The sequence below is a fragment of the Agarivorans sp. TSD2052 genome, from assembly GCF_023238625.1.
Lineage (GTDB): Bacteria > Pseudomonadota > Gammaproteobacteria > Enterobacterales > Celerinatantimonadaceae > Agarivorans.
Genome location: NZ_CP096670.1, coordinates 1,681,915 through 1,708,403, shown reverse-complemented (window position 1 = coordinate 1,708,403; position 26,489 = coordinate 1,681,915). Strand labels below are relative to the sequence as shown.

General features: G+C 40.1%; 20 protein-coding genes and 1 pseudogene. 10 read left to right on the top strand and 11 right to left on the bottom strand.

Annotated elements, in window-relative coordinates:
* The first annotated feature begins 3 nt into the window (after positions 1-3).
* Complete coding sequence (gene flgN / locus M0C34_RS07725) at positions 4-420, top strand: flagellar export chaperone FlgN (protein ID WP_248715053.1); 417 nt, start codon at positions 4-6, stop codon at positions 418-420.
* A 336-nt stretch (positions 421-756) separates the two neighbouring features.
* On the opposite strand, the gene M0C34_RS07720 is transcribed toward flgN, so the two are convergent.
* The 3 genes from M0C34_RS07720 to M0C34_RS07710 are packed head-to-tail and all read right to left on the bottom strand — an operon-like array spanning position 757 to position 2,606.
* Positions 757-1,506: a FlgO family outer membrane protein gene (locus M0C34_RS07720; protein WP_248715052.1), complete on the bottom strand. Its 750-nt coding sequence runs from the start codon at positions 1,504-1,506 to the stop codon at positions 757-759.
* 58 nt (positions 1,507-1,564) lie between these two features.
* Positions 1,565-2,041, bottom strand: coding sequence for an LPP20 family lipoprotein (locus M0C34_RS07715; RefSeq protein WP_248715051.1), 477 nt, complete (start codon positions 2,039-2,041; stop codon positions 1,565-1,567).
* Positions 2,022-2,606, bottom strand: a complete 585-nt coding sequence (locus tag M0C34_RS07710) for a FlgO family outer membrane protein (RefSeq protein ID WP_248715050.1) — start codon at positions 2,604-2,606, stop codon at positions 2,022-2,024. Before M0C34_RS07710 ends, M0C34_RS07715 begins: the two co-directional genes overlap by 20 nt.
* A gap of 147 nt (positions 2,607-2,753) precedes the next feature.
* Between M0C34_RS07710 and M0C34_RS07705 the strand changes: the two genes are divergently transcribed.
* From M0C34_RS07705 to M0C34_RS07670, 8 genes are all read left to right on the top strand, one after another.
* A complete protein-coding gene (locus M0C34_RS07705; RefSeq protein ID WP_248715049.1) occupies positions 2,754-3,896 on the top strand; it encodes a flagellar assembly protein T N-terminal domain-containing protein in 1,143 nt (380 codons plus the stop codon).
* Positions 3,897-4,326: 430 nt separating this feature from the next.
* Positions 4,327-5,265, top strand: a complete 939-nt coding sequence (locus tag M0C34_RS07700; RefSeq protein ID WP_248715048.1) for an ABC transporter substrate-binding protein — start codon at positions 4,327-4,329, stop codon at positions 5,263-5,265.
* 94 nt (positions 5,266-5,359) lie between these two features.
* Positions 5,360-6,868 carry a sugar ABC transporter ATP-binding protein gene (locus M0C34_RS07695; RefSeq protein WP_248715047.1) on the top strand — a complete coding sequence of 503 codons (1,509 nt, stop codon included), beginning with the start codon at positions 5,360-5,362 and terminating at the stop codon, positions 6,866-6,868.
* Positions 6,865-7,917 (top strand): ABC transporter permease, encoded by a 1,053-nt coding sequence (locus M0C34_RS07690; protein WP_248715046.1) that lies wholly within the window; start codon positions 6,865-6,867, stop codon positions 7,915-7,917. The genes M0C34_RS07695 and M0C34_RS07690 overlap by 4 nt, the downstream gene beginning before the upstream one ends.
* Positions 7,914-8,915 carry a galactofuranose ABC transporter, permease protein YjfF gene (gene yjfF / locus M0C34_RS07685; protein WP_248715045.1) on the top strand — a complete coding sequence of 334 codons (1,002 nt, stop codon included), beginning with the start codon at positions 7,914-7,916 and terminating at the stop codon, positions 8,913-8,915. Before M0C34_RS07690 ends, yjfF begins: the two co-directional genes overlap by 4 nt.
* Positions 8,916-9,001: 86 nt before the next feature.
* Positions 9,002-10,150: an AraC family transcriptional regulator gene (locus M0C34_RS07680; RefSeq protein ID WP_248715044.1), complete on the top strand. Its 1,149-nt coding sequence runs from the start codon at positions 9,002-9,004 to the stop codon at positions 10,148-10,150.
* Between the two features lie 126 nt (positions 10,151-10,276).
* The gene (locus tag M0C34_RS07675; RefSeq protein WP_305883158.1) at positions 10,277-11,305 is read left to right on the top strand and encodes an aldo/keto reductase; all 1,029 of its coding nucleotides are present in this window, start codon (positions 10,277-10,279) and stop codon (positions 11,303-11,305) included.
* Between the two features lie 443 nt (positions 11,306-11,748).
* The gene (locus tag M0C34_RS07670) at positions 11,749-13,461 is read left to right on the top strand and encodes a tyrosine-type recombinase/integrase (RefSeq protein ID WP_248715043.1); all 1,713 of its coding nucleotides are present in this window, start codon (positions 11,749-11,751) and stop codon (positions 13,459-13,461) included.
* 406 nt (positions 13,462-13,867) lie between these two features.
* Here the strand turns inward: M0C34_RS07670 and M0C34_RS07665 are convergent, their stop codons facing one another.
* The 4 genes from M0C34_RS07665 to M0C34_RS07650 form a co-directional block, all read right to left on the bottom strand.
* Positions 13,868-15,547: a hypothetical protein gene (locus M0C34_RS07665; protein WP_248715042.1), complete on the bottom strand. Its 1,680-nt coding sequence runs from the start codon at positions 15,545-15,547 to the stop codon at positions 13,868-13,870.
* On the bottom strand, positions 15,540-16,319 hold the full coding sequence (locus M0C34_RS07660; protein WP_248715041.1) for a metallophosphoesterase family protein: 780 nt from the start codon (positions 16,317-16,319) through the stop codon (positions 15,540-15,542). The genes M0C34_RS07665 and M0C34_RS07660 overlap by 8 nt, the downstream gene beginning before the upstream one ends.
* A gap of 95 nt (positions 16,320-16,414) precedes the next feature.
* Positions 16,415-17,677, bottom strand: coding sequence for a Y-family DNA polymerase (locus M0C34_RS07655; RefSeq protein ID WP_248715040.1), 1,263 nt, complete (start codon positions 17,675-17,677; stop codon positions 16,415-16,417).
* Positions 17,677-18,084 (bottom strand): LexA family protein, encoded by a 408-nt coding sequence (locus M0C34_RS07650; protein WP_248715039.1) that lies wholly within the window; start codon positions 18,082-18,084, stop codon positions 17,677-17,679. The genes M0C34_RS07655 and M0C34_RS07650 overlap by 1 nt, the downstream gene beginning before the upstream one ends.
* A 253-nt stretch (positions 18,085-18,337) precedes the next feature.
* Here M0C34_RS07650 and M0C34_RS07645 point away from each other — a divergent pair, with 253 nt between their 5' ends.
* A complete protein-coding gene (locus tag M0C34_RS07645; RefSeq protein WP_248715038.1) occupies positions 18,338-19,075 on the top strand; it encodes a DNA/RNA non-specific endonuclease in 738 nt (245 codons plus the stop codon).
* Positions 19,076-19,870: 795 nt separating this feature from the next.
* On the opposite strand, the pseudogene M0C34_RS07640 reads toward M0C34_RS07645, so the two are convergent.
* From M0C34_RS07640 to M0C34_RS07625, 4 genes and pseudogenes are all read right to left on the bottom strand, one after another.
* A pseudogene (locus M0C34_RS07640) lies at positions 19,871-21,059 on the bottom strand (IS3 family transposase).
* Between the two features lie 157 nt (positions 21,060-21,216).
* A complete protein-coding gene (locus M0C34_RS07635; protein ID WP_248715037.1) occupies positions 21,217-24,555 on the bottom strand; it encodes a DEAD/DEAH box helicase in 3,339 nt (1,112 codons plus the stop codon).
* Positions 24,556-24,557: 2 nt separating this feature from the next.
* Positions 24,558-25,388: a Hachiman antiphage defense system protein HamA gene (locus tag M0C34_RS07630; RefSeq protein ID WP_248715036.1), complete on the bottom strand. Its 831-nt coding sequence runs from the start codon at positions 25,386-25,388 to the stop codon at positions 24,558-24,560.
* A gap of 189 nt (positions 25,389-25,577) precedes the next feature.
* Positions 25,578-26,375: a DUF6602 domain-containing protein gene (locus tag M0C34_RS07625; protein ID WP_248715035.1), complete on the bottom strand. Its 798-nt coding sequence runs from the start codon at positions 26,373-26,375 to the stop codon at positions 25,578-25,580.
* Positions 26,376-26,489 lie beyond the last annotated feature (114 nt).

Sequence of the window (26,489 nt, the reverse complement as noted above, 5' to 3'; positions counted from 1 at the left end):
CCAATGATCGCAGACCTACTGAATACTCAAGAGCAGCAACTTAGATTGCTGCTTTCTCTTTTGCAAAAAGAAACTAAAGCCCTAGAGAGTGATGATGCTATTTCGCTATACGCCATTGCTTCAGAGAAAGAACAAACACTAGAAACTATCGCAAAACTAGACCAAGAGTTAGAAACATCAGCAGACAAACAACAGCTAGGCTCTGCACCGCTCAAGCAACAGGTTGATGCAATTAAGCAGTTACTAGAGCAATGCCAACAATTAAACGCGCTAAATGGCGAAATCATTCAAGCAAGCAATGAAAAAATCCGCCAATTAAGTCAAGTTATTGAACAGCTAAAAAACCAAAATTCAGCAACCTATGACAAGCTAGGTAAAAAGCATGGCGCTCATAGAGTAGGTAAAGGATTTAAAGCCTAGCTGGCAAACATGGTTAACGCGAAGCCCCTCGTTAAGTCACCCTCTATTCTCTCCCAAAAAAACGGCCTTGCTAGCGTCTTTAGCAGCACCACTGATGACTTAAAGCAGGTGCTAATCCCCTTAATGCTCAGCATAGCGGCCAACACACTAATGGCTTTTGTCATTGGCATCACCGATTACTGCAATTGATGCTTAGTTGCCAGCGGTTTTCTATGTACCATAAAAGAGAATATTTCCGGTAAAAAGAGCTGGCATTTACACCCCCTTTTTACCAAAATGCAGATACAACAAAGCCGCGCAGTTGGCGGCTTTGTTGTGTAATAGAGCTAAAGCGCTTTAGCCTTTTTCACCCATCGACATTGAGCGTGAAGTTTTAGCCTGATTACGAGCTTCAATAATCATGACGCCATCACGCTTGGTGGGTGGTGGTACTTTGTCTAGGTAGACTTCATTGGGGATTAATTCTTGGGCAGAGGCCACCACCACTTTTGATTGGGCCCCAACGATTCGAGCGTTCACCAATATACCTTCATTAGATTTACTAAATGTGCCCACGAGTAAATATTCTATCGGCAAACGTTTTGATAATTCTTTTACATTACGGCTATAAACGAAATCACCACCTTCAGTGATACGAATAAAACCGGTGGCTTTATAATCGATGATAGAGAAACCATTTTGTTGCATTTCATAAACAAAACTTTCGGCAATTTGCATCCCAAATAAGTCAGTTGTTTTTAGATTATCCAGCGGCACAAAAGACGCTACGCCAATCGGCGTATCGGCATTAACAAAATGCGAGCTTGACACCAAACGCTGCGACATAAGATTGACATATTCTGTTAGCGTTCTTTTACCATCGGCATTGGCAGGCGAAGCACTACTTACCGGAGCAGAGCGGGTCACCGCATCACTTAAGTAGAGGTGACCATTCTCATCCACAACACCAGAAACATAATGGGCTTCGTGCGAATGAGCAGGGCGATGGCTTGATGAATCATACACCAGCACTTTTTGCATCGTAGGAGAGCTACTGCAGCCAGCTAGCATCGAGGTGGCTATGGCTAATACACAAATACCTTTCATGTTACGTCCTTAATCGTCTATTACCTTTAAGGTATCGGCATGAAAGGTTAAAGCTTTATTAAAACTGTACGGTTTTTTGACTATCTAAATGGCGAGTGGGCGCCATAGACATCGTCACTCTATACACTTCTCTAAAATCCAACTGCAACTCAGTGACATACACATCGTCAACTGCATAAGCATTAACCACTTTAGCCCCACGAATAACCCCGGCTACAGAAGCCGCTAAACGCTCGTTACCCAATACCATGTCACTAATGGTGGCGGTGCTGTCGATATGTTGGCCATACACTTGTTCTGATAGCTCACGGTAAGCATCAAGCTTTGACGCTTTCATGGCGCGAAGTTGCTTGGCTGAATTATCAGCACCGCGCTGCTGGCTAATTGGAGCGTAACCAACCGCATTCACCACCGTAAAATCACCCGGTGGTTGGTAAGTCCACTCAACTTGTTTTACTTGAGTGGTCGGCGTACATGCCAACAGCAGCAATACTGAAAGGCTTAAAAACCAAGTTCTAAAGTACAGTTTGTTCATGACGCTGCAAGCTCCCATTAACACTAGTGACTCGAGGAGAGGTGGCTCCTGCACTATTTGGAAAAAACTGATAGGCCGCAGATACCACCGCTTGATTAGCCAGCTCAACTAAACGTAAATTGACATGTCTGCCTGAACCGGTTCGCTGAAAACTCCCCACGACCACATAAGTTATCTGCATTTGTTCGCGCAATAACTCTGCATCTCGAGATAAAGAAAATTCGCCAAATCCAGGGTCCATCTGAAAACGGCCAGTTAAGCGAGGTTCAATCGTATTTATGCCTTCATTGGATAAAGCGGCAAACATTGCCTCTGCCACTTGCCGCCCAAAACTATCGCTGGATTGTAAGTTATCTAAATCCACCACTGTACTTATGGCCACAGAATCAGAGGCACTCAGCTCAATATCATCCGTCAGTTGTTTAGACAGATTATCAACGTATGCGTACAGAGCTTGATCTTGCTGCTCTCTAGGCTCAACATATGGATAATTTGAAACGTGATGTAAACTGGTATTACATCCTTGTAGTATCATTAGCACTACAAGCCATATCGAATAACGCATATAACTCCCCTTCCTACTCGTTCACTATGGCTATTTCACAGTAATAGCCAAGCAATATGTGTTCCATGAAGCAAAAAGCATTCCAGTCAAAAAAATAACACCTAGACTTGGGTACAGTTATTGCTTAGTTAGGACTAGGAGGGACTTATGAAACAACTTATTTTACTCATTGGTTTGTTGCTCAGCGTGTCAGCCCAAGCAGTCTGGTATGAAGCGAAAGGTCAAGCGACCATCGTTAACCAGGATCTTGACCAAGCCCGCAGCACCGCAACCCAAGAAGCCGTTAAGCAGCTATTACTTTATGCTGGCGCATCGGTGACTAGTATTAGCCAAGTATCTGGCGGTCAACTCACCCTAGATCAGATAGAGGTGGTATCTAAAGGCTCCTTACACAACATCAAAGTGCTAGATGAAGGAAACCTTGGGCAGCAATACTATGTGGTTTTACAGGCAGATGTCTTTCCCGCGGCTACCCAATGTAAAGCCAGTGGCTACAGTAAAAACATGTTGCTATTGCCGCCATTTCTAAAGCAGCAACACCAAGTAAGAGTGGGCCAATTACATGAAATTTCGCCGGCTGTAGAGCAACGTGCTTACGATATTGCCAGAGAAGTCGGTCGCCAATTCAATGTGAAGCACCCGCCTAAATTACCACTTAATTACTACAAACCCGGCGAGCATAACTTTAAAGGCATTAAAGATGTTGCCGACCGCTACGGGGCGCAATATTTACTGGGTTTAGAACTTGAAAACATTTCGCTAGACCAAGAGCACAAACCCAAGCTATTTAATTTCAGCTATCCCAACCGCTATTTTGTCGTCAATGCACGTGTATATAATGCGATTGATTTGGAAGAGATTTATAACAAGCGATTCTCAGTTCATGCCCCTTGGGAGTTCGATGCACGAACCATCATTTCACCGCACTCTGCCGAGTTTTGGTTATCGTCTTATGGGCAAACGGTTAGTAGCACTTTGCAACAGGTGATTTCTGAAGTAGATGCATTGCTAGCATGCCAACCTTTACAAGGCAGCGTGGTGAAAGTACTCGGGCCCGATCGCTGGCAAATTAACTTGGGCCAAGCCAACCAATTAAATACTGGTATGCTGCTAGAGTTAATCCATCAAAACTATCACTGGGGGAGTTGGGATGTACCTCGACAAGAGCAGCAACTCGCTGGCAGCATGGTAAGAATCGAACAGGTTTATCAGGAAAGTGCCATCGTAGTAGCGGTCGACCCAACCATGACAGCAAACATTCAACTAGGAGATCTAGTCAGTAAACGATAGCCCTACACATTTTATGCGGTGATAACTAGTTAGTAGCAAGCTTAAACAAACTAGTGATTACCGCCCTTCCCTTTAATGGCTTGCTTGTAACTATTTCCTTCAATCTTTCCCAAGGTAAGGTATTAATACCTTATAAATCATGAGCCCGTTATTTTTAATTATCGCTGCAACCATCTTCAACTAATAAACTATTAATTCGACCACTGTCTCATTTAAATATTTCAAACCGACATTCCAAGGGCATTTCTTTATAAAGTAGACCAGCGCTCAATCGTTAAATACATGTTAAATATGTGAGCTTTATCATAGATAGCAGAAGTTACTAAATACCTAACCTAGTTTGAAAAATTACGCAGTTTTATTGATTAGTTAGCTTCCATACAATCGATATCGCTCAATAAGCAATAAACTAAAATGTAAAGGGAATAACATGAAACTTAGTAAACTTCTTACCTCTGTAGCCATGGCCGCTAGCCTTCTTTCTAGCCCAGCATTTGCGCAACTAACGATTGGCTTTTCGCAAATTGGTGCTGAAAGTGCGTGGCGCAGCGCCGAAACTGAGTCAGTCAAAGCAGAAGCTGCCGAACGTGGTTACACCTTGAAATTTTCAGATGCACAACAAAAACAAGAGAATCAAATTAAAGCCATTCGCTCATTCATCGCACAGGGCGTTGACGGTATTGTGTTGGCTCCTGTAGTAGAAACCGGTTGGGAACGAGTGCTAAAAGAAGCCAAAGCAGCGGATATTCCAGTTGTATTGGTTGACCGAGGTATCAAAGTAAAAGACAACGATCTCTATCTCACCAAAGTAGCGTCTGATTTTATTTTTGAAGGGAAATTAGCAGGTTCTTGGTTAGCGCAAGAAACACATGGCTACGCCAATATCGTAGAGCTTCAAGGTGGCCCTGGCGCGGCTCCAGCTATTGACCGCAAAGCGGGTTTTAGCGCAATAGTAGACCAGTTCCCTGGTATGACGATTACCGCCTCTCAAACCGGCGAATGGACTCGTACTAAAGGCAAGGAAGTTATGGAAGCCTTTTTAAAAGCCCAAGGTGACCAAATAGATGCCGTTTATGCTCACAATGACGATATGGCTCTAGGCGCAATACAGGCAATTAAAGAATACGGTTTAACACCAGGTAAAGACATTCTTGTTGTATCCATTGATGGCGTTAAGGCAGCGTTTCAAGCAATGGTAGATGGAGACCTAAATGCCACGGTTGATTGTAACCCTCTACTTGGCCCCCTTGCTTTTGATGCACTTGAAAGCGCGCTAAAAGGTGAAACAGTAGACAAGTGGATTGTTCAAAAAGACAAAATCAACCTCCAAAAAGATGCCGCAGCTATGATCGACAGCCGCAAATTCTAATTGGCCACCCGTTTCCCCTCAAGGATAGTAGTCCTTGGCGGGAAACCTTAAGACTTTTGAAGTTATCCATTTAAAATAGATAAAGGTCATTGAGATGAAGCCTAAACCTATACTTACAGTGAACCAATTAAACAAAACTTTTCCAGGAGTCAAAGCTCTTAGTCAAGTTCAGTTTGAACTTCAAGAAGGTGAAATCATGGCCCTTCTTGGTGGAAACGGCGCTGGTAAGTCCACATTAATAAAATGCATTACTGGAGTGTATTCTATTGATTCCGGTTCGATTAACTTAGCAGGAGAAAGCATTAGCCAGTTGTCTGCTGAAGATATTCAAAAAAAGGGAATTAGTACCGTACACCAAGAAGTAAACCTTATTCCAACCCTTACCGTGGCTGAAAATATTTACCTTGGTCGACAGCCCTATAAACATGGCCGCATTGATTGGTCGGCGATGAATAAAAATGCAAAAAAATTACTGTCGAGTATGGATGTAAAAATAGATGTCACAGGCACTCTTAGTGAATACTCTATTGCCATTCAACAAATGATAGCGATTGCTAGGGGCGTTGATATGTCAGCCAAAATACTCATTTTGGATGAGCCGACGGCGAGCCTAGATAATAAAGAAGTAGACCAACTTTTTAACCTGATGCGTAAGCTAAAAAATCAAGGAATTGGCATTATTTTTGTCACCCATTTTCTGGATCAGGTATACGATATTTGTGACAAAATAACTGTTTTAAGAAATGGGCAATATGTCGCTAGACATGATGTTAGCGAGCTACCACAACTTGAACTCATTAATTTAATGCTCGGTAAACATCTGCAAAACAAAGACGCCAACAAAAAAGTTCAACACCAACTTAAAGCAGGTGCTAAACCCTTTTTATCTGCCACCAATATTGGTCGAAAAGGCATGATTAATCCATGTGATGTGAATATTTTCCAGGGGCAGACACTTGGGCTAGGAGGCCTATTAGGTGCAGGTCGCACTGAATTAGCAAAACTATTATTTGGCATTGAAAAGCCCGAGCAAGGCTCAATTGAAATCAATGGGAACCGTCAAACATTTAATAGTCCACATGATGCTATTCAAGAAGGATTAGCATTTTGCCCAGAAGATAGAAAGATTGAAGGAATTATTGGCGAGCTATCGGTCATTGAAAATATGGTTCTGGCGTTACAAGCCAAGCAAGGCTGGTTCAACATGATCGGAACGAAAGAGCAAAACGAAATAGCCAAACGGTTTATCCGATCGCTAAACATCGTGACATCAGACATCAATAAACCCGTCAAAGAATTAAGTGGCGGTAACCAACAAAAAGTTATTCTTGCGCGATGGCTGGCATCTGGACCATCGTTACTAATTTTAGATGAACCAACGCGCGGTATTGATGTTGGAGCCAAGGCTGAAATCTTACAAATTATCGATGGGCTTTGTCAGCAAGGTATGGCCTTGATGGTCATTTCATCAGAACTAGATGAGATAGTTGAATTTAGTGACCGTATTGCCGTATTAAAAGACCACAATATGATTGGCGAGCTGATTGGTGATGAAATTTCTACGCAGAATTTGATGGCGAAAATAGCTCAGGAGGCATCATGAAAGAGTTAACCATAAACCATAGTGAAGTGGTGAAGATAAAATTAACCAGCATGATGAATAATAAGTTATTTTGGCCGCTGTTTGCGCTAGCACTTTTATTACTGTTCAATTTAGTTAATGACCCTTCATTTTTTCATATTGAAATCAAAAACGGCCGTCTATTTGGCAGTATTATTGACATACTGAACCGAGCGGCCCCCATTGCGTTGTTAGCCTTAGGCATGACCCTAGTGATAGCAACCGGAGGGATTGATTTATCGGTCGGCGCAGTGGTCGCAATCTCAGGAGCTGTTTGTGCCTATTTGATACAAAACGACATAATTACATCGACGCCTATCATTATCATAGCGGGTATCTCAGTCGCCCTAATAGCAGGCCTATGGAATGGCGTGTTGGTAAGCCTCTTGGGTATTCAACCGATCATTGCAACGTTAATACTAATGGTAGCAGGACGAGGAATAGCCCAGCTAATTACCGGTGGTCAAATCCTTACCTTTAATCATGAGGGTTTCGAATTCATTGGCGGGGGCAATTTATTCGGTTTACCATTTTCGATCATATTGGTGATTATCACTTACTCACTGACCTTTCTCGTATTGAAAAAAACCGCTTTAGGTCTATTTATTTCATCCATTGGTGCTAATCCAACGGCCAGCTACTTTGCAGGCATTAGAGAGCCTCAAATAAAGGTACTCGTTTACGTATTTAGTGGTTTATGTGCTGGATTAGCAGGGATGATACTAACCAGTGACATTCAAGGCGCCGATGCCAATAACGCGGGTTTATGGTCTGAGCTAGACGCCATTCTTGCAGTAGTGGTTGGCGGTACAGCACTCGCTGGCGGTCGTTACTACATAGGCCCCACATTAGTGGGTGTGTTAATCCTACAAACCATGACCACCACCATTTTAACCAGTGGTTTACCTGTGCAATTTACTCACATTGTGAAAGCGGGGGTTGTTATTCTAGTCATGCTAATAATGTCTCCGCAATTCCGCAAAGAGCTAAATGGATTTGGCAAGTTATACCAAAAGGAAGCTGGCAAATGAATATTAAATATATGCCCTTAATGGCGACTATTGTTGTATTTATATCCTTATACAGTTTGGGCTCTATACAGTTCGACAACTTTTTTAGCATGAGAGTTTTCACCAACTTATTTACCGACAATGCGTTTCTAGTGATTACGGCCATTGGCATGACATTTGTTATTTTGTCGGGTGGCATTGACCTGTCTGTCGGCTCTATGATCGCTTGTGTTGGCGTATCGGTTGCGGTGCTTATCGAGCATTACAACGTCCATCCTATTATCGCGTTTACCATAATTTTAATGTTGGCTTGGCTATTTGGTGGCTTTATGGGCTTACTTATTGAGCGCTATAAATTGCCACCATTTATCGTTACATTAGCGGGTATGTTTTTTCTGCGCGGCTTATCGTTTGTCATTAGTATTGAGTCAATTCCAATCACTCATGAATTCTATGATTCGATTGCTGATTTCTCGATACCGATTATCGGTGGAGGAAACTTAACGGTCAGCTCTTTAATCATGTTTGTTGTATTGGCTGTTGCTATCTATATCGCTCATTACACTCGATTTGGACGTAATATCTATGCGATTGGCGGCAACGAACAATCGGCTCGATTACTCGGTGTTCCGGTAGCGAAAACAATCATTAATATTTATGCATTAAACAGCCTATTTGCCGCCCTTGGTGGGATTGTATTCTCTTTCTATACGTTTAGTGGTTACTCACTTGCAGCAATGGGGCTTGAACTTGATGCGATTGCCTCTGTAGTAATCGGTGGTACTTTACTAACAGGAGGAGTGGGCTTTGTCGCTGGAACACTCTTTGGCGTGCTCATTCAGGGTGTAATACAGACCATCATTTCATTTGATGGAACACTAAATAGTTGGTGGACCAAGATATTTATTGGCTTACTTTTATTTGTATTTATCGCCATGCAAAGACTGCTTTCTTCGGCGCGAATGTTGCGCTTTTTAGAAAAATTAAAACATCGAAAACTCAGTGATGCTCACAACTAGTTATGCGCAATGCATTGAATAAGAAAACGAGGTATTTCAAAATAGATACTCAGCGGCTTTTAAATAAGCCGCTGAGAATCGCTATTTTGCTAAACCCAAAACTATCGGCTCACTCTGAAGTGATGCGAGGTATCAGTGATTATGTGAAACACCATGATATAAACTGGTCAATTGTGTTGAGCCAAGAGCTAAAATATAAAAAAACAGATGATATTGAACTGTGGTTTGATGGCATTATTGCTGACTATAGCCAGCCGCATATTCACAAATTACTTGAACCTCTAAACATACCCGTTGTGGGAATATTGAGTGGCACAGATCAAATAAAGGAAGACCATAAGCACCCTGTTGTTTGTTTAAACAATGAAATGATGATCTCGCTGGCCCATGATTTTTTGGTGGCCAAAGGCCTAGATAATATAGGCTTCTACAGCCTACATGATGACGATAGTAATCCTTGGCAAAAAACCAGAACGGAAACCTACTTTAAACTGCAATCTAAGCGTAAAAAGAACCCCATTCTTTACCAAGGCTATCAAGCCAGTTTCTCATCATGGATAAAAGAATACCATAGCTTGTCACACTGGGTTCATGGCTTAAGTAAACCATGCGGCATTATTGTCACTAGTGATGCGCGAGCTCGGACACTCATTAGCGTATGTGAAGAACAAAAAATAATTGTTCCTGATGAAATATCAATAGTGAGTATTGGAGACATAAGACCAACTGACTACTTTAGCTTAACCACTCTATCTGTTGTTGACCCCAATTATTATTCCTTGGGTCAGCTTGTAACAGAAAAATTGGCAAAATATATCGATAATCAACCTATCGAAAAGGTCACCTTCTCTAATCCTGAGTTGATTGTCGAGGGAACCAGCACCGACTTCCGTTCAGTGGTCGAACCTACCGTTATCAGGGCTTTACATTTTATACGTAACAACTTTGCCAAAGGTATAAAGGTCCAAGATGTGGTTGAATACGAAGGATGCTCAAGAACACAGCTAGAATCAAAATTTAAAGAAAGTCTCGGCCATTCTATTCATACAGAAATATTTCAATCCAAATTAGATAGTGCTGTGGATATGTTACTAGAAGAAGATAGCTTAAGCATCGATGAAATAGCCACCCTAGCGGGATACCCTTCTACCCACTATTTCTACACCTTATTTAAGAAAGAATTCAAATTAACCCCAACAGAATACAAAAATAGACATTTAGGACTGGGTAATTAAGTTCAAATTTAATAATAAACTCGCGATACAGACATGTTGATTCTTTATGTTCTCTAAAGCAGTGAATCCATAAGTAAAAGCTATTCATCATTTTGTTTTTTACAATCTAATAGAAAGGTTTCAAACATGAAGATAAATGATCATGCGCCATTCACGCCCTATGTTGCGGATGTTGCGCGGTATGAGTCAATGCCATATCGAAAGTGCGGAAATAGTGGCATTTTACTACCGGCATTTTCTTTGGGGCTTTGGCACAATTTTGGTCAGTTTGACAGCTTCGGCAACGCCAGAAACATTCTAAGAGCCGCCTTTGATTTAGGGATCACCCATTTTGACCTAGCAAATAATTATGGCCCTCCCTATGGGTCCGCTGAAGAAACCTTAGGTCGAATACTCGATGCAGATTTACGCCCATATCGCGACGAATTATTTATATCGACTAAAGCTGGCTATGATATGTGGCCAGGGCCCTACGGTAACGGCGGCTCTCGTAAGTACTTGTGTTCCAGCATCGACCAATCTTTAAAACGAATGAATCTAGAATACGTTGATCTGTTTTATCATCACCGCCCTGATCCCCAAACGCCAATAGAAGAAACCGTTTACGCTTTAGACTTACTGGTGAAACAAGGCAAGGCCTTGTATGTCGGGCTGTCTAACTATAACGCCGAACAAACCAACGCAGCCCTAACGCTATTCAAGCAGCTTGGTACTCCCTTTGTCATTAATCAGTCTAAATATTCGATGTTTGAACGTAGCGTTGAAGATGGCTTGCTGGATCTACTCAGTAACAAAAGCATCGGAATGATAGCCTTCTCTCCGCTGGCTCAAGGCATGCTCACCAATAAGTACCTTAATGGTATCCCTAAGGACTCTAGAGCAAACAATGATAAATCTTACCTCCAAGAGCAGCAAGTTATCGCACACTTACCACAAATAAATAAGCTCGCTACTATCGCCAAAGCCAGAGGGCAAACATTAGCGCAAATGTCATTAGCTTGGTTATTAAATGATCACCGAGTGACATCGGTGCTCATTGGTGCCAGCTCAGCCACACAACTTAGAGAAAATGTGTCATCTATCGAAAATCTAGATTTCACTGACGAGGAAAGCACTCTAATAAGAGAGACTATTGAGTCAAAGATACTCGTGTAGACAACTTAAGTCGCTGAGTCTTAACGGCTCAAAGCAAGTTGTCGCAAACAACCCGCTTGCCTAGCGACTCATTTGATCAACCATAGTGACTTATTTAATGGCTAACTAACTCGCTCACTTAACAGAAAGCTAGATAGCCATTTATTGCGGGATTTAATTGGTATACAATGCCGCACTCAGGCAAAAAGTCCCCTTAGTTCAGCTGGATAGAACAAGGACCTCCTAAGGGGCTTATAGTCCTAAAAATTATAAGTAGTCACTTATATACTCTAAATAAATATATGAAAATACTAATAAATATCAACAACATAACTAAATAACAGCTCATAATCCATCCAGTTATTAGCAATGGAAAATAATTGCCGGCCACCTGCAAAGTACTATTAGCCGTACTATGGTACTATAATATGTACTAGATTCGTTCATAGAAGAGTTTTCGGCAAATGGCAAACCGCTCAAATTTCATACCGAAGTTTACAGAAAAAACTCAGCTTGAAGCTGTTAATAAAAATGACTTCAACCTACCCGTTTATTTTGGCGACGCTCTTGCGACCAAGCCCGAAGAACTGAATAAACAAAAAAAAATTCGACGATTTCCTTTTAAAGATGCCGATATAGCAAAAATCCCACTTTTGACAGAACCACCGCCTAACTCTCAAGTGTTTATTGATTTAACAGATGATGTAGAAAGCATTCAAAACGCTTACTTGCTATTACGAATAACACACAAAGAAAAAGCATTTTATATAAAGACAAAGAGATCAAAAAACACAGTTGCTGCTTGCCGGAAAATTGCAATATGGCAACCTCGTGACCGAGGTGGCAAAGGTAGTCGTCCGCCATCTGGCTATATGACCACGGTAGACGCAAGAAAAGAATTTCAAAAACTATACGACCAACTATCAACTCAAACAACCGAGTCAAGACAGATAGGTAGTATGACCATAAAAGAATACATCACTTATCAATATGCAAAAGATCGCGAAAATTACAACCTTAAAAGTGGCAAACGAAAAAAGCTCAAACCAGAAACGATCAAGCAAATAACCCAAGGCTTCCCACTCTGGATTGATCGCAAGCTAAAAGATGTAGAAAAAGGATGGGTTGAAGAATTCATCGCATACTGGGATTCGTTGATCGTGACGGATCCAGAAACCAAACGACCTATACTTGACCCTAAAACGGGCAACGCCTTATCAACTAACAGTAGTGAAACGAGACGCAAAAAGTATACTATTATCAATGCGATGTTTAATATGTGCGCCCAAAGAGGTTACATACACAGTAATCCTATTGAGGGCGAAATTGGTCGCTTCCCACGTTCCAAATTCAAATCAAAAGTAGAGTACAAATACGAGTACGATGTCATCATTAAACATCTTTTTCAAAGCGAAGATGTTAATGGTTCTTTAGCCGGTAAAATTATTATCGCATCAATGATTTTGTGCGGAGCGAGAAACTCAGAAATATTTCGTAATTATACAAGCAGCTTTAATCTTGAAGCTCGTACTTTATTTATTCCTGAACACATTTCTAAGAACGGTGCCGAACGCACATTGCTCATCGAAAATGATACATATTGGGAGTTCATTGAACTTTATCTAACTCACACGCACTTTAAGAATGCATACGGACACATGTTTCCGAGCACAAAAAAAGAAGGACACGTTACTGAAGCCGTCTATCGTCCAGTGTGGAAAACTTTAAAATCAGTAATCAATCAAGATGGTCGACTTTATGATGTTCGCCACACATTCGCTCGCAGAGTCGAGCGTGAGTTCGGTATATCGAAAGCAGCTGAAATTTTAGGCGATAGCATCGAAACAGCCCACAATCATTATGTAAAAGGCAACGACGACGAAAAGTTTGAAGTAATGAAAGCGGTGCAATCAAAAGCTTCAAACAATACTCCAAAGCTGAATACTACACCTCATAATGCTGATGTTCTTTCCGAACAGAAAATCGTAATAGCAAATGAAGAGTTCATGCCAAGTGAAGTGGTTCGACTACTGAATATGTTCAAAAACGGCAAAATCTTTCCCGCATCCGGACAGATGTATGAAGAGCAATGGAGACACTTTGTCTCCCTAATTTCAAACAATCATCAACGATCAAACATGGGTGAAGATGTCGATGACTGGCTCATGATGCAATAATTTTTGGTAGAAGAATCAGTTCAGCCATAATTGGGCCTAGAATAGTGGCGGATAGATAGGAACTTCACCCCAACACCAAAGGATAAAATTTATTTTATTACAGTAAGCTTATGAAAACAAAGGAAATAAACTTAGCCATCTGTCTAAAACAGATTAAAGCCTATTCCACAGTCTAACATCAAAAAAAAAAAGATATGCTTTCTTGCAACGTTAGGTTCTTAAGTTAATTAATTACTAAGCTAACTTCAATTCTGACGAAAAACCTGACACGTTTTTGGACAAAAGCTTCACAGGCAGTCTGAGATGAAAGCCGAGAAATGATAATAAAATGTAGGGGGGAAGATCTTGATTGCAAAATTCAAGACCTGGCCCCTTCATTCACTCGTAATATGCCCACCGTATGACGCTAAAGGTGCTCTTTCATCTCCTCCGTAGTCTTAAATCGCTTATTCTCACCAATGAAATGTTCAACGGCTTTTCTGCCAAACATTTTCATGAGATTGCCTCGGGTGATGTTTTCAATGCCCAATCGCTTTTTATGGTACTTCATGACTTTGATGAACTCGTCAGCTGTAGGGAGACGAATTTTTGACTGACTTGAGCGACCTATTTTAAAGCAGAACGTATTGTGTTCAATCGCCACTGCCTGCATGTCCTTACATTCTCTTTTGAACCAATCAAGTAGTCCACCATAACCTTCTTCGGATATTTTACGATGTGGGGGGAAAGTGCCAGAGCGTAAAATATCATCGCTACCAGTGTTCAACTTAATGATTTTTTTAATGGTTTTGTCTCTGAGTTCCTTATCAAACCATGTACCTGCTGGGTTATTGTTACTCACTTTAACGGCAACATCGTCTGAAATGTTCATCACGCCCTGCTCATCAATAAGGTCTCGTATCTTCTCGAAGTGCGCTTTTAATGTGTTGGCGTCTGCCAAAGAATTAGGCTCTATTAATAAATATGGGAGAGAATGGCGCTCGTAGACTTCTATGCGATTATCAAGTTTAACTCGGTACTTGGCGGGGTCTTTGGCTGGGTTGTAAGCGTAAATCTTATCTAAGTTGTGTCTGAGCACCTCAATGTAGACTTTATGCCCCATTAAGAAGTCACTTTTCAAGTGTGAGTATTCGATAACAGGATGGGCAATCACATTCCAAAAAGAACCTCCTCGCTCGATGACATCGGTTTTATAGAGCATCAAGATTTCGTAGTAGTGCACCTCATTCCAAGAATCCAATTTGGTGCCATCTTTCGCCACTGGACCATGACATTGCTTTCTCATTGTTTCTGGTAGCTTGCCATCATCAATGAGTTCAAGGAAAAGCTTTTCTACGGTTTCATACGCAGCTTTAATTTCAGAGCGGAGGGTATTAGGGGCAATTTCGGTGCCATCAGTCAGTCTGAGTTTCTCGCCTTTAAAGTTCACCGATAGCTGGTGGTCGTTAACATACCTGCCCTTACCTTTAACTGTGTCAAGATAGCAGTTATAGATCATCGCTTTGCCTTCAGAGGTACGATGCAACGCCTGTTTCCGTGTTTTTAAAGCTCGCTTAAGATTGTACGTTTCGCAAAACTGATTGCGCTTTACTTCTGTTCTCAAGTGTTGCGATAGTGCTCGAAGTTCACTTTGAGAGTGATTTGCAAGAGTGCCATTACTGGGTAGGCCATCAAAGTGTTTTTCGCAAAGGGTGGCTGCTTTCTTTTTTCTGGCGGGGCTCCAGCGGGCCTGACTTGACTGATTGATAGGCCTGGCGTTAATCCACTCTTGCTCGCCATTAAAGCCATAATGTGCGTAGAGAAAAATACAGAGTGCAGGGCGAGCTATAAGCCTCTCGATGATTTCACTGTGCGTCGGTTGAGCGTCTTTGTAGATATCTCTTAGAGAACCGTTAAGCGTCTTAGTGATCGTTGATGTGATTTTTTCACCATGTCGGAGTGCACTAAGAATAGCGGCTTTGTTTCTCTCATGCATTCTTGTTTCACTCAATTCATTGTCTAGCACCGTACTCACTGCTTTTCGCCATTCTAGCGGTAGTTTGGCGATGCGAGCTTCGACATCGGGGAGTTGAAGCCACTTATTCATTAGCGGTGGTTACTAGATACAATCTCTTATCGACATTGAGTACTTGATTTTTACCAATTTCGATAAACGATTTGCTCCAATGTCGATGTCCGAAAGCAACGATGCCTTTACTTTTTGACAATAAATAGTTTGTGATTTCAAGCTCACCTAGCTGGCTATTTGTAATATCCGCAGGACCCAAATGTAATAGGATGAGGTCATTTTTAACAGTTGTAACTTTCGCTAGAGCGCTCATAAACTCCTGCTTTGATTTTCTTTGATTTCTGTCACTGCGCCCAATAATGCCAGATACGCCTCCAATGCGAACACCCAAATAATTTTTACTACTACCGTCGAGCACAATAGTATTCGATGCCAGATGCGACTCCACAACGATATCGTGGTTTCCATGCACGCCAATCACATATGGAAACTCTTTAGCGAATGCATTCCAAACGTTGGTTACGTCACCGGTGCCACCAAGTTTATGAAGCTCCGGATGATCGTAAAAGTCCCCAGCTAAGACGACAAAACTAATTGGTGGAATTTCACCCAATTCAGATAACAAACTTAACTCTTCTGCTACTAACTCTCCAATCAGTCGATTTGTTTTTTTATTTTGTTCTCGCCCTTGAAGATCCGAGGTTATAACAAAAGAAGTAACCCCCTCTGGTAACTCATCAACTATCGCTTTATAGAACGGAAGCACAACTTTACGAATCCTGCCTCCTTGTCCCGAAGATCTATATTCAATTTCATAAAATGGGTCTTCTGATACTTCTAAAAATCTCATGTACACTCTCCCTGATGCCTAACAGGTTAAAAATAAGGAATGATCGTAACCAAAATGATAGGCAATATGTTTCATACTAGAAGCCCTACGGCTAACTATTTACAGCAAATACGCGGAATGTGACGCCAATCCGTCGTGTATTGAGGCGTGAGCATATCCCTTCGCATATGCCACTTGGGGCTGATACCTTGTGAGCCTAAAAACAATGTGTCGCTACCATAGCGTTGATTTAAAGCATCAACCGCCTTCATTAGTTCTGGTCGGCCCGGCTTTGCCGTAAACATATCCAGCTGCTGATGCTGTTCATCAGCTAAGTCCATAAGGCCTACGCCGACTTTGTAGTATTTGATACCTGGAATAAATAGCTTCGGGATAGCTTGTGAGACCAGCTGACTCATCACAATGCTATCGTTAGTTGCACAAGCGGGCCGCAGTACCTGCTTAAAGCCACGACTGATACCATCATCAAACGGCGAGTTATGTGCAAAGATTAAAATCGCTCCAGCTACGCTACCTTGTTCTCTTGCTTTTAAACATGCACTACTTACATGTAGAGAGAATGCTTGAATCAACGAATGTAGCTCCAGTATTCGTTGGCCAGTACTTCTCGTTGAGAAAATCTGCTGCTTGTTCGCTCGAACTTCATCCCATGCTTTTGTGGATACCCCGTTAAGTTCGAGTATCGTTCTCTCCATTTCTACACTGAAATGCTGCTTGGCAAGTTTCGGTGGCATCTTTGCAAGTTTGAGCGCAGTTGTTATTCCCATGTCTTTGAGGCGTACACTTAGCTTTCGTCCAACTCCCCAAACATCGGACACACACATTTTAGATAAAATGCGGTCTCTTTGTTCATTGTTCTCAATCACACACACTCCATCGAAACCTGGTAGACGTTTAGCGGCATGATTAGCGACCTTACACAGCGTCAGCGTTTCTCCAAACCCCACGCAAACGGGTAAACGCACTTCTTTCCAGACAGCTCGTCGGATTTGCTTTCCCAGAACATCAAACGAGGGTAGTGCCTCACGGGCATTTGATACATCTATGAAGGTTTCATCAATACTGTATACATGTTGCCTCGGAGCAAATGCGCCAATGATTTGCATCATATGCATCGATAAATCTGCATATAGTTCATAGTTTGACGAGCACACAATGACACCATGCTTTTCACACAATGATTTTATCTGAAAAAACGGCTTAAAGCGCTCAATACCCATAGCTTTGGCCAAACGATTTACAGCAACTACACAACCATCGTTATTACTCAATACAATGATTGGTTTGTTGCGCCAATCAGGGCGAAACACAGCTTCTGATGAACAATAAAAGCTATTGGCATCAACAAGCGCAAACATTAAAGCAGTTTCAATAAACGAGAGGGACGATGACAGCGTATAGAGCGGATAACGACGCCTTCTACAGTGAACCTATCACAGCTACTAACTGCGACGGGACTATAGTGTTCGTTGGCTGATAGCAGCATACGTCTTGATTTATCGATAATCTTACACACAAACTCACCATTGATATTCGCGACAATTACATCGCCACTCTCAACATGGACGTGACGGTCAACAATCAATACATCTCCATCGTGTATACCGCTACCCAACATTGAGTCTCCGGACGCTAGACCGATAAATGTGGCAGATGGATGCTCAATAAGCAGGTCATCTAAACTCAGTGGGAGTTGTGAATATTCTGTCGCGGGGGACTCAAAACCGGTGAGACCAGCACTCGCGGAAATAGGGATTACTTTCATTCAAACCAAAAACTGTATATACATACAGCCATTATAGATACGTTATACAAAAAGAGAAACTAGTAATTGCTGTAATAAGGAGTCACTTGAGCCAGTCCCCGCATAGACTTCAAATGATTCGAGGATGTCTGTTCGTGTTTTTACAAAGCCTACCTGTCAGGCATGCAATTACGCTCAAGTGAGTAATTATCAACTTACAACCATATTGATAGTTATGTTAGATTTGGACTACACCCTATCTAAAGGATTTATAATGAAAGCATGGATAGCAATTCCGCTATTAGTCTCGGGGTACGTGAACGCTTCTGAATTTCGCACACCAAACTGCCCAATTGGCTGCCCAAGCCTTGATATTGAGGGAAATATCGTCATTTTTGAACGGCTATACACACTCTCCCAAAGTAAGAAAACGCAGTTTGCCGATTGGGTGGCTTATGAAGTAGATGTACTAAACTTTGGCACTACAACCAATCGAACGTGGAAAAACAATCCTTTACTCGATGAAAATGAGCGACTGGAAAAAGACGACTATAGTGGAGCGTCAAGTAAACTCGATATTGACCGTGGACACCAAGCTCCACTAGCTAGTTTTGTGGGAAGTCGCTACTGGCCTACCCTTAACTATTTATCCAATATTACGCCTCAAGCGAAAGGTTTAAACCAGGGCCCATGGAAAAACCTAGAGGAAGCAGTTAGAGATGCTGTTGGGTTTCGAGAAAATCTATATGTTATAACAGGCCCGCTCTACCGAAACGAAATGGAAGGCTTACCAAAAGCCGATGAAGCGCATGCAATACCATCTGATTACTACAAGATTATATATGATGATAAAGGCAACTCTGCCGCGTTTCTCATGAGCCAACAAACAACCAGAGATACAAATTACTGCACAACAAAGAAAACAATCTCTGAATTAAGGACTACCTTGCCATATACCATTCCTGGAGGCTTGGCTGACAGTAATGAAATTTTTGAACGACTAGGGTGCTGAATGTAATTCAAATATCTAGGGGTAGCTTGCTCAAACGACCTACGGATAAGACGCTCTAGCTCGTCTTTGGACAAAAGCGTGTTACGTTATTAGCTCAAATATCGGTGCTTCGGATTAGATTGAGTACGGTTAGATCGGAGTTAACGCCGCAATTTACGGCCGTAGTGTAGGTGCGAAGCACCGAAACGAAGGTCCAGTGAGCGCAGCGAACGAGGTAAGATTGCTTTGTTAAGTTTTGGTTAGATTAAAGCCCTAACCAAAATAAATAGGACCGAAACAATTGCAACTACCCACGCAATTTTACTAAGTAAAAAAATAAGAACACCAAAAATAGTAGCAAAAGCCCAAACAGCAACGGGCCATAGAAAAAAGTAACCTAACGCACAGAAAACCACTGCGGCAATTAAGTAAGGCATAGTATTACGAAGTTTCTATTGCATGTAGTAACTCTACCAACTCTATAGCTTGAACGTCATCCCATCGGAGATAACTATCCAAAGAGCTAGTCCCAGAATCTTTGCCAAGTACACCCAGACATATTTCTTGATGATCTTGTGATGCCGAGACCCATACTTTTTCCGATTGTTGGCAAAAGTATGTAGATCCTTTAATTCCCGTTTTTTGGATTCTCTTTTTCCATGTATCTACTTTCTGCGTAGTTATCTTAATTGACATAACACCTCCTCGAAACTTAACGCCGCCTTAAGCGGTGAGTAATAGTTGGCTAAAATGTGAAACGAAGCGGAACCGAGCCAACTGTTACGAATGATCTTCCCCCGATAAAGTAGACACCGGTTACGCTTCCTTTGCTCTGCCTTCGTATTCTACTGGACTTAAGTATTTTAAACTTGAGTGCAGTCTAAAACGATTATAAAAATGCTGCACATAACCTGCTACTTTATCTCTCAAATCCCACTCACTTGTAAAGTGATTCGATTTAATGAGTTCTCCTTTTAAGGTATGAAAAAACGATTCCATTTCTGCGTTGTCTGTACAATGCCCTGGTCGATTCATACTCGGTGTTACGCCGTACTTACTTAACAGTGATTGAACTTCATGAGCTCTGTACTCAGCGCCTCTGTCAGTGTGAAACACCAATCCAGCCTGTGGCTTTCTATTTCTAAAAGCCATGTGCAACGACGCCATCGTTACTGCTGTTGTTTTACGGTGATTCATCGACCAACCAATCACTTTTCGTGAATAGAGGTCGATAACCACTGCTAGGTATAACCAACGATTACCTTGACGAATATAGGTTAAGTCTCCTGCCCATTGTTCGTTAACAGCAGTTGGTTTTGGCATATCTTTGCGAATATTTTTTATCGATTGATAGAATCGATGTAGCTTAGCCATTTTAATGTAAACCCTTGAACAACGGGCTTTAAGGCCGCGCTCTCTCTCATCAACCTCGCCACGCGTTTTTTGCTGGTGTGGATACCTGCTCGCTTTAATTCTGCATGGACGCGAGGACTGCCATAAGTCTCTCTGCTCTTTGTAAATATCTTCTCTATCCGATAGGCGAGTTGCTTATCAACGAGCCAGTGGCGGCTCACTTTTCGTTTACAGAAGGCATAGTAACCAGAGCGAGACACCTTAAGAAACTGACACATCATGGTGATGGGAAAGCGTTGCTTATAATGGCTTATGAATCGGAATCTCGTCGACTTTCCTCCGCGACGAATCGTTGCCACTTTTTTAGCAAATCATTCTCCAGTTCAAGTTGTTTTACTTTCTTTTGAAGCTCAGCAATTTTTTCATTTTCAGAAAGATTCATGGGTTTGCTTAGTTTTTTCCGTCTTCTATCAGACATGATTTTCCCCTCGCGATAATCCTTTCGCCACCGAGATAACATGAACGGATGAATGTCGAGTGACTCTGCAACTCCTTTAACTGTAGCACCTGCCAAGTGGGTTAATTTAACGGCGGTTGCTTTGAATTCAGTTGTGTATTGCTGAGTTTTTTTACCTGTTTTATAAGCTGGCATAAACACCTCATCTTGTTTGAGTGAAGTGTCTACTGAATCGGATCAACTACAATGTTCCGTTTAAAGTTCTGGTTAGTAATAATTGGAACTAAACTAACGAGTAAGATATTTATTCTATTACCCTATAAGAACTAATTCCTGATCACCATGATAATAGCTATAGGACTCCTAACTCCCCCCTAATTTTCATTTTCCAAATTTCTCCGTCGCGACCAAAAAAAACTTTGGGGTTATTTGACACATCTTTAAAAGGTAAGTCTTTTGATGATTTAATTTTTACTTTGTCTTCAAAGTTAGGACTGCATAAATAAAATCCATCATTAAATCCTCTAACATTTAATATGTCACTCTTTGTTGTTTCTGCTAATGTAAAGTTAACGATTTCAGTAATGGGTTCCTTAACTTCATTTGATAAACCAACATTAAACAACTCAACCCATTTAAGTGTTGTATCTGAACACTTCAACTCAATATCTAATGCATATTTATTTAGTAAATCCAATAACTTTGATTTATTAACGCCTTTGGTTTTGTCATTTAAGACATTACTCAAATCTAAAGCTGCAACTCTTGACTTTATTCCAGCCAAGTAAATCTGAATAGCATCCATATTTGGAACACCTATTTCACAATATAAAGCCAACTCTTCTATTAATTCAGCTTCATCCTCTAAATCTAAATCATATAATTTTCTGACAATTGCATTAATCGCCCAAGGCAATGTCATCGAAAAATAAGAAACACAAATTTCCTGACCATTTTCAAAATCTGTTATTTCGGAAAGTGGTGCTGCACTAAACCACTTCTTACGAACCTTATTTATTTCTTCCTCATCAAAAGCATGTTTAAAAGAAACTGTAGGCATTTGTTGAATCAAGTTTTCAACGCCTTTTGAAAGTTCAATGAGGTTACTAACATCTTTGTCTGAGTCATTATATAAAGCAGTTATTTCTTTTATATGCTCTATATAATTATCTAATACTGACGAAGAGCTTAATGGTATTCCAGACTTTACGATGCCTTCCCAATTTGAAGGATCGCCAGCCATTTTAATTACTGCTTTATTTCTACTTTTAAGAAATTCAATTACCTTATCTTGCGATACGTCTTCATCTTTCTCTGCCTGAATATGAGCAAGAGAACAACGAAACACATCATCTATCCAACTTGAAGGATCTGCACTTAGGGATGCATTATTCTTGTAATCTAAAGCAAGTAATGTGTCATCGAGCCAATCAAAAATCTCTATAAAGCTAGAGGAATAATCGTTATTCCCTTCTTTTAATCTTGAAAAATCATTATCAGCTACCAATTCTAATAACAAATCAAAACTAACCTTACATCTAGCTGCAACATTTTTTAACGTCTTAATCATAGCCAATAGACCACTTTGTGCGTGTTCCATTTTAGAAAAATCAAAATATGATGCACAAAGTTGAAGATCTCTCTCTTTGCTCCAATTTGTTTCATCTATACAGTATAAAACTTTACCTTCAATATCAGAAAAAGCTCGTCCTGCTCGACCTGCAATATTCCAAAAATCTTTTGAGCCTATTCTTCTTTCTTCTTGATGATTCATAAATACATCAGAAAATATCACCGTAGATATACCAATATTTACACCTTGTCCAAGACTAGAAGTAGAAACAATTACTTTTACCTTCTCCGAACGCATTAATTGCTCTATTAGGACTCTAACTTCTGTTGGTAACTTTCCAAAATGGCAAAGAACGCCGTATTCAGCTAACTTAAATATCTCTTCAACTCCAGCTTCACAGCAAGCTAGTTTGAACGTCTCAAGAAGGTTTACATTTCGATAGCTATGCTTTTTAGCTGTCCCACCCATTGCTTTAAGTACTCTTCGAGCACTAGTCAGAACATACCGAGCCTGTGCTACAAATAACAATACAGTCCCTGATTGAGATAGCTTTAAAGCTAATGAAGCTATACCCTCACTTTTAACGTCTGGGAAATATTTTGTTCTTGCTTTTGGCGGAAGAAACTTTTTAATAAAATTCTGATTAAATGATTTTGGTTCACCTAACCACTCTATATTTATATTTTTAGCATGCGTCCATTTTGCAATTCCAAATCTTTTGTTAGCAATTGTCTTATCTGTTTCATAGATATTATTTTCGTCATTAGAAATCCATTTCGAAATGTCTTTTGTATTAGGTAATACCGCAGACAATAAAATAATTTTTCCATCATTTTTCTTAATATGATGTTTAAGCTCTTCAATAAAAAGCTCAATTTTAATTAACCTTTCATCTGCACCAAGCAAGTGACCTTCATCTATAATTAATAAATCTATACCATTGGCTATATCTTCATCTGCTCTTATAATTGCCTTAGCTTTTTCAGGCGTGGCTATAATTACATTTGAATTTTCGATCAAAGCTTTATCTAATTTACTATATTGCCCTCCCCCATATAATAATGTCGTTGTGAAACCTAATGGTGAGAACATTTTATCCATTGACTCTTCTACTTCATAAGATAATGAACGAAATGGTGCAAGGTAGAGTACTTTAGATAACGGGTTATTAACCAGAGCTTCTAAAATAGCAACTTCTGCAATTCTGGTTTTACCACTACTAGTGGGTAAACTAAGTACGATATCAGAAGAGATTTGCATAGCTTGTACAGCGTTATATTGTGCATAAAACATTTCTGTTATTGGGGGATCGTTTAAGGCTAATTGCGTCACATAATTATCAGTTATTTTATGTTCAATTAATTTAGGCAAAACATTCCAAAAGGAATATGTTTTAAACGTATTTATCAAAATAATTAATAATCGAGCAATCCACCAAGTAACAGGCTCATCATCAATAGATGATAACTGTTTTATATCATTGATGTGGTCTTGAGCAACTGCGAGAAACTCTTCTTTACCCGAATAAATATACTCTAAAATCAAGTTAAGAGCTTTAGATAATATAGCTGTGTAATACTTATTATTTCTCTCCAATTCTCCCCCAAGTTGACTAATTGAATCATCTAAATATTCATCATTCAATTGAACTTTATTTATCTCATTAAGTAAGTTTTTGAAATCCTTTTTTAGAAAAAAACTAACTAAACTAATCAGTGGCGAGGTAACTTCAACTTTTTTAATAACAATAAATGATTTTGAGTATTGCGTTGCTAAGTAAAAAGACAAACTACTAATAACCAGTAAAAAATTACTATTTTCATGATTAATACTATCAGGTGAATTGATATAGTGAATAATATCTCCTGCTTTTTCAAAAGCGGCAGAAGCAATATCACTATTTTCTCCGTTCTCTCTTAAAGCACACCCAATTGAAAGATATGTGAATGCTATACTTGTTATTCTTTCATCAAGTCCTTCTGTAAAACTAGGATGATTTTCTTCAGGCTCTTTTACTTCTAGTAATATATTTTTAGCATTCGATTGAGCTATTAAGTTTTGTACAAAACTGTCACTTTCAAATTCAGCAAATAAGTTTAGTGCGTTATCTATATTCACAATTAACCCATTATCATTTTTAACGCTGCGTCAAAACTATCTTTCACTATTTGCGCGGGATTGTTTTCACTGTAGGAAACAACTACAAGGTTTTTATTCTCTGAATTTAAATGTTTCTCTATGGTTTTATATAAATTAATATCACTGTGATAAAAACCAACATAAGTGATAGGAGTTTTAGATTTGTGAAGATTAGAAATCAGGTTATCAATTTCATCTGCTAAACCGATTTCTCCCATTCCTTCTAACCTATCGCAAACAAAAGTTAAGGAAATAGGTAAATTTTTGGTTGTTAAAGAACTAACAATGTCATCTAGAGCTTGTTTACTTTTGGTTGCCCTAAACTTGGCTTCTCCCATGATAATTTTACTCTGAACATCGCCTTTTTCAAAAAGTAAAATATCATCCCCTTTCATAGACTGCTCTACGTTAGGGTTATAATGAAGCTTATAAACTAATAACTCTAAAGCTGTGGATGCGCTTAAATACTCACCCAAAATTATTTCCCCTAAATTACCTTTTTGTGTAGTAAAAGACTTAACGGGAAAAGGCATTGTGTCATCCATATACCCCTTAAACTGATGCTTTCCTAAAATTTGCTTCTTTTTTTGTATCCGAGCTAGACGAGAGGGGGCTACATGATGTTTTAATATCCTGTTGGACAAATAATCAACAAGTGCATCATTTGCTAGTCCTTTATTGGTTAACTTTCTATGCTTCTTTCCGTCTGTTGCTGCTGTGTCTTCGCATTCAAACCAATCAAAGAAAACGCCAGAATTTGGATGTTCTCCAATTAATTTGCTTTGTTCTGACCTTTTATTAACTTTTGCCATAAATTTATTTTTCGCTACAACAATAATTGTCGCTAGCTACCTCTGCCTTTTATTGAGCTTGATGCGCTCATGTGTAGCACATCTATTGAATTACTTGCTAACGCCGCAATAAGCGGACTAAAGCAGTGGGTTATAATGTGGAGCGGAGCGAAACGTAACCCACTGTTTTAGTTCCGTTTAATTGCCTTGTTAGTTGCGTTCGTCAAATCTAGATACACTATCGCTACCCAAAAATGCATAATAGGACTTCAGTCTTTCTTTTCCGTATTCCCCTCTCAAAGGGAACATTGCTGTTGCTTGATCACCTTCATAGTCCGGAGAGCACTCTGCAATCAAGTTACTAATAAAGTACGGTGCGGAAAGTTTTTTTAAATTATATGCGTGCCAAATTGGCTGTCTAGGTAATCTACTTTGTGGATGTCCATTAGCCCAGTATCGAATGAATTTTTTATCCCCAACAGACACACAATTAATGACTCTTTTGCTGCAATTAGCAACATTAGCTTGTAGTGTTTTTAGTACTACCTCTTCTGATAACGTCCCTGCATCATAGATAAATAAGCCACACCAACAATCACTATTTAGTTCTCGAAGAGCTTCTATCTGATCACATAACTTCCCAATCACTTTATGTAATTGCTTTCCTCTAGAAATTGTAGTTTTTACTTCAATTATTGCACGTGTAGCGTCCGCTGTTACAAACTGTAAGTCGCCTTGTTTATATAGCGTTGGGAAATTACGTGATGTAATCAATACATCAATTTGACCCGAGCTTTTTTTCTGACTGGGATAGCATACGAAACCACTCCCGACACGATAGGACTCGGGAATAAACCCCGATATTACATCACGTAAGATATATTCTTTATGCTCCCCATCAGTTAGCCAATGATCACTACCAATCAGGTGCCGAATTCGATCTTGCTCTAGTTTTAGCGCATTACTAATAGCTAGTTGATAGCTTTCAAAGTTTTGTTCAATAGACATCGATACCTCATATGTGTGATAGCAACTAACACCTCACCTAAAGCATTGTGCCATAAACACTAAACTGGCTTGAAGTGAAAGCGCTGAGCGTTGTGAATCACTCTTAAATTTCTT

Coding starts and splice junctions, on each gene's coding strand:
- M0C34_RS07665 (WP_248715042.1), bottom strand. CDS start 15,547: ATGAATAAGTGGCTTCAACTCCCCGATGTCGAAGCTCGCATCGCCAAA.
- M0C34_RS07645 (WP_248715038.1), top strand. CDS start 18,338: ATGAAAGCATGGATAGCAATTCCGCTATTAGTCTCGGGGTACGTGAAC.
- M0C34_RS07720 (WP_248715052.1), bottom strand. CDS start 1,506: ATGAAAGGTATTTGTGTATTAGCCATAGCCACCTCGATGCTAGCTGGC.
- M0C34_RS07655 (WP_248715040.1), bottom strand. CDS start 17,677: ATGTTTGCGCTTGTTGATGCCAATAGCTTTTATTGTTCATCAGAAGCT.
- M0C34_RS07705 (WP_248715049.1), top strand. CDS start 2,754: ATGAAACAACTTATTTTACTCATTGGTTTGTTGCTCAGCGTGTCAGCC.
- M0C34_RS07675 (WP_305883158.1), top strand. CDS start 10,277: ATGAAGATAAATGATCATGCGCCATTCACGCCCTATGTTGCGGATGTT.
- M0C34_RS07650 (WP_248715039.1), bottom strand. CDS start 18,084: ATGAAAGTAATCCCTATTTCCGCGAGTGCTGGTCTCACCGGTTTTGAG.
- M0C34_RS07700 (WP_248715048.1), top strand. CDS start 4,327: ATGAAACTTAGTAAACTTCTTACCTCTGTAGCCATGGCCGCTAGCCTT.
- yjfF (WP_248715045.1), top strand. CDS start 7,914: ATGAATATTAAATATATGCCCTTAATGGCGACTATTGTTGTATTTATA.
- M0C34_RS07660 (WP_248715041.1), bottom strand. CDS start 16,319: ATGAGATTTTTAGAAGTATCAGAAGACCCATTTTATGAAATTGAATAT.
- M0C34_RS07715 (WP_248715051.1), bottom strand. CDS start 2,041: ATGAACAAACTGTACTTTAGAACTTGGTTTTTAAGCCTTTCAGTATTG.
- M0C34_RS07670 (WP_248715043.1), top strand. CDS start 11,749: ATGGCAAACCGCTCAAATTTCATACCGAAGTTTACAGAAAAAACTCAG.
- M0C34_RS07625 (WP_248715035.1), bottom strand. CDS start 26,375: ATGTCTATTGAACAAAACTTTGAAAGCTATCAACTAGCTATTAGTAAT.
- M0C34_RS07630 (WP_248715036.1), bottom strand. CDS start 25,388: ATGGCAAAAGTTAATAAAAGGTCAGAACAAAGCAAATTAATTGGAGAA.
- M0C34_RS07690 (WP_248715046.1), top strand. CDS start 6,865: ATGAAAGAGTTAACCATAAACCATAGTGAAGTGGTGAAGATAAAATTA.
- M0C34_RS07695 (WP_248715047.1), top strand. CDS start 5,360: ATGAAGCCTAAACCTATACTTACAGTGAACCAATTAAACAAAACTTTT.
- flgN (WP_248715053.1), top strand. CDS start 4: ATGATCGCAGACCTACTGAATACTCAAGAGCAGCAACTTAGATTGCTG.
- M0C34_RS07710 (WP_248715050.1), bottom strand. CDS start 2,606: ATGCGTTATTCGATATGGCTTGTAGTGCTAATGATACTACAAGGATGT.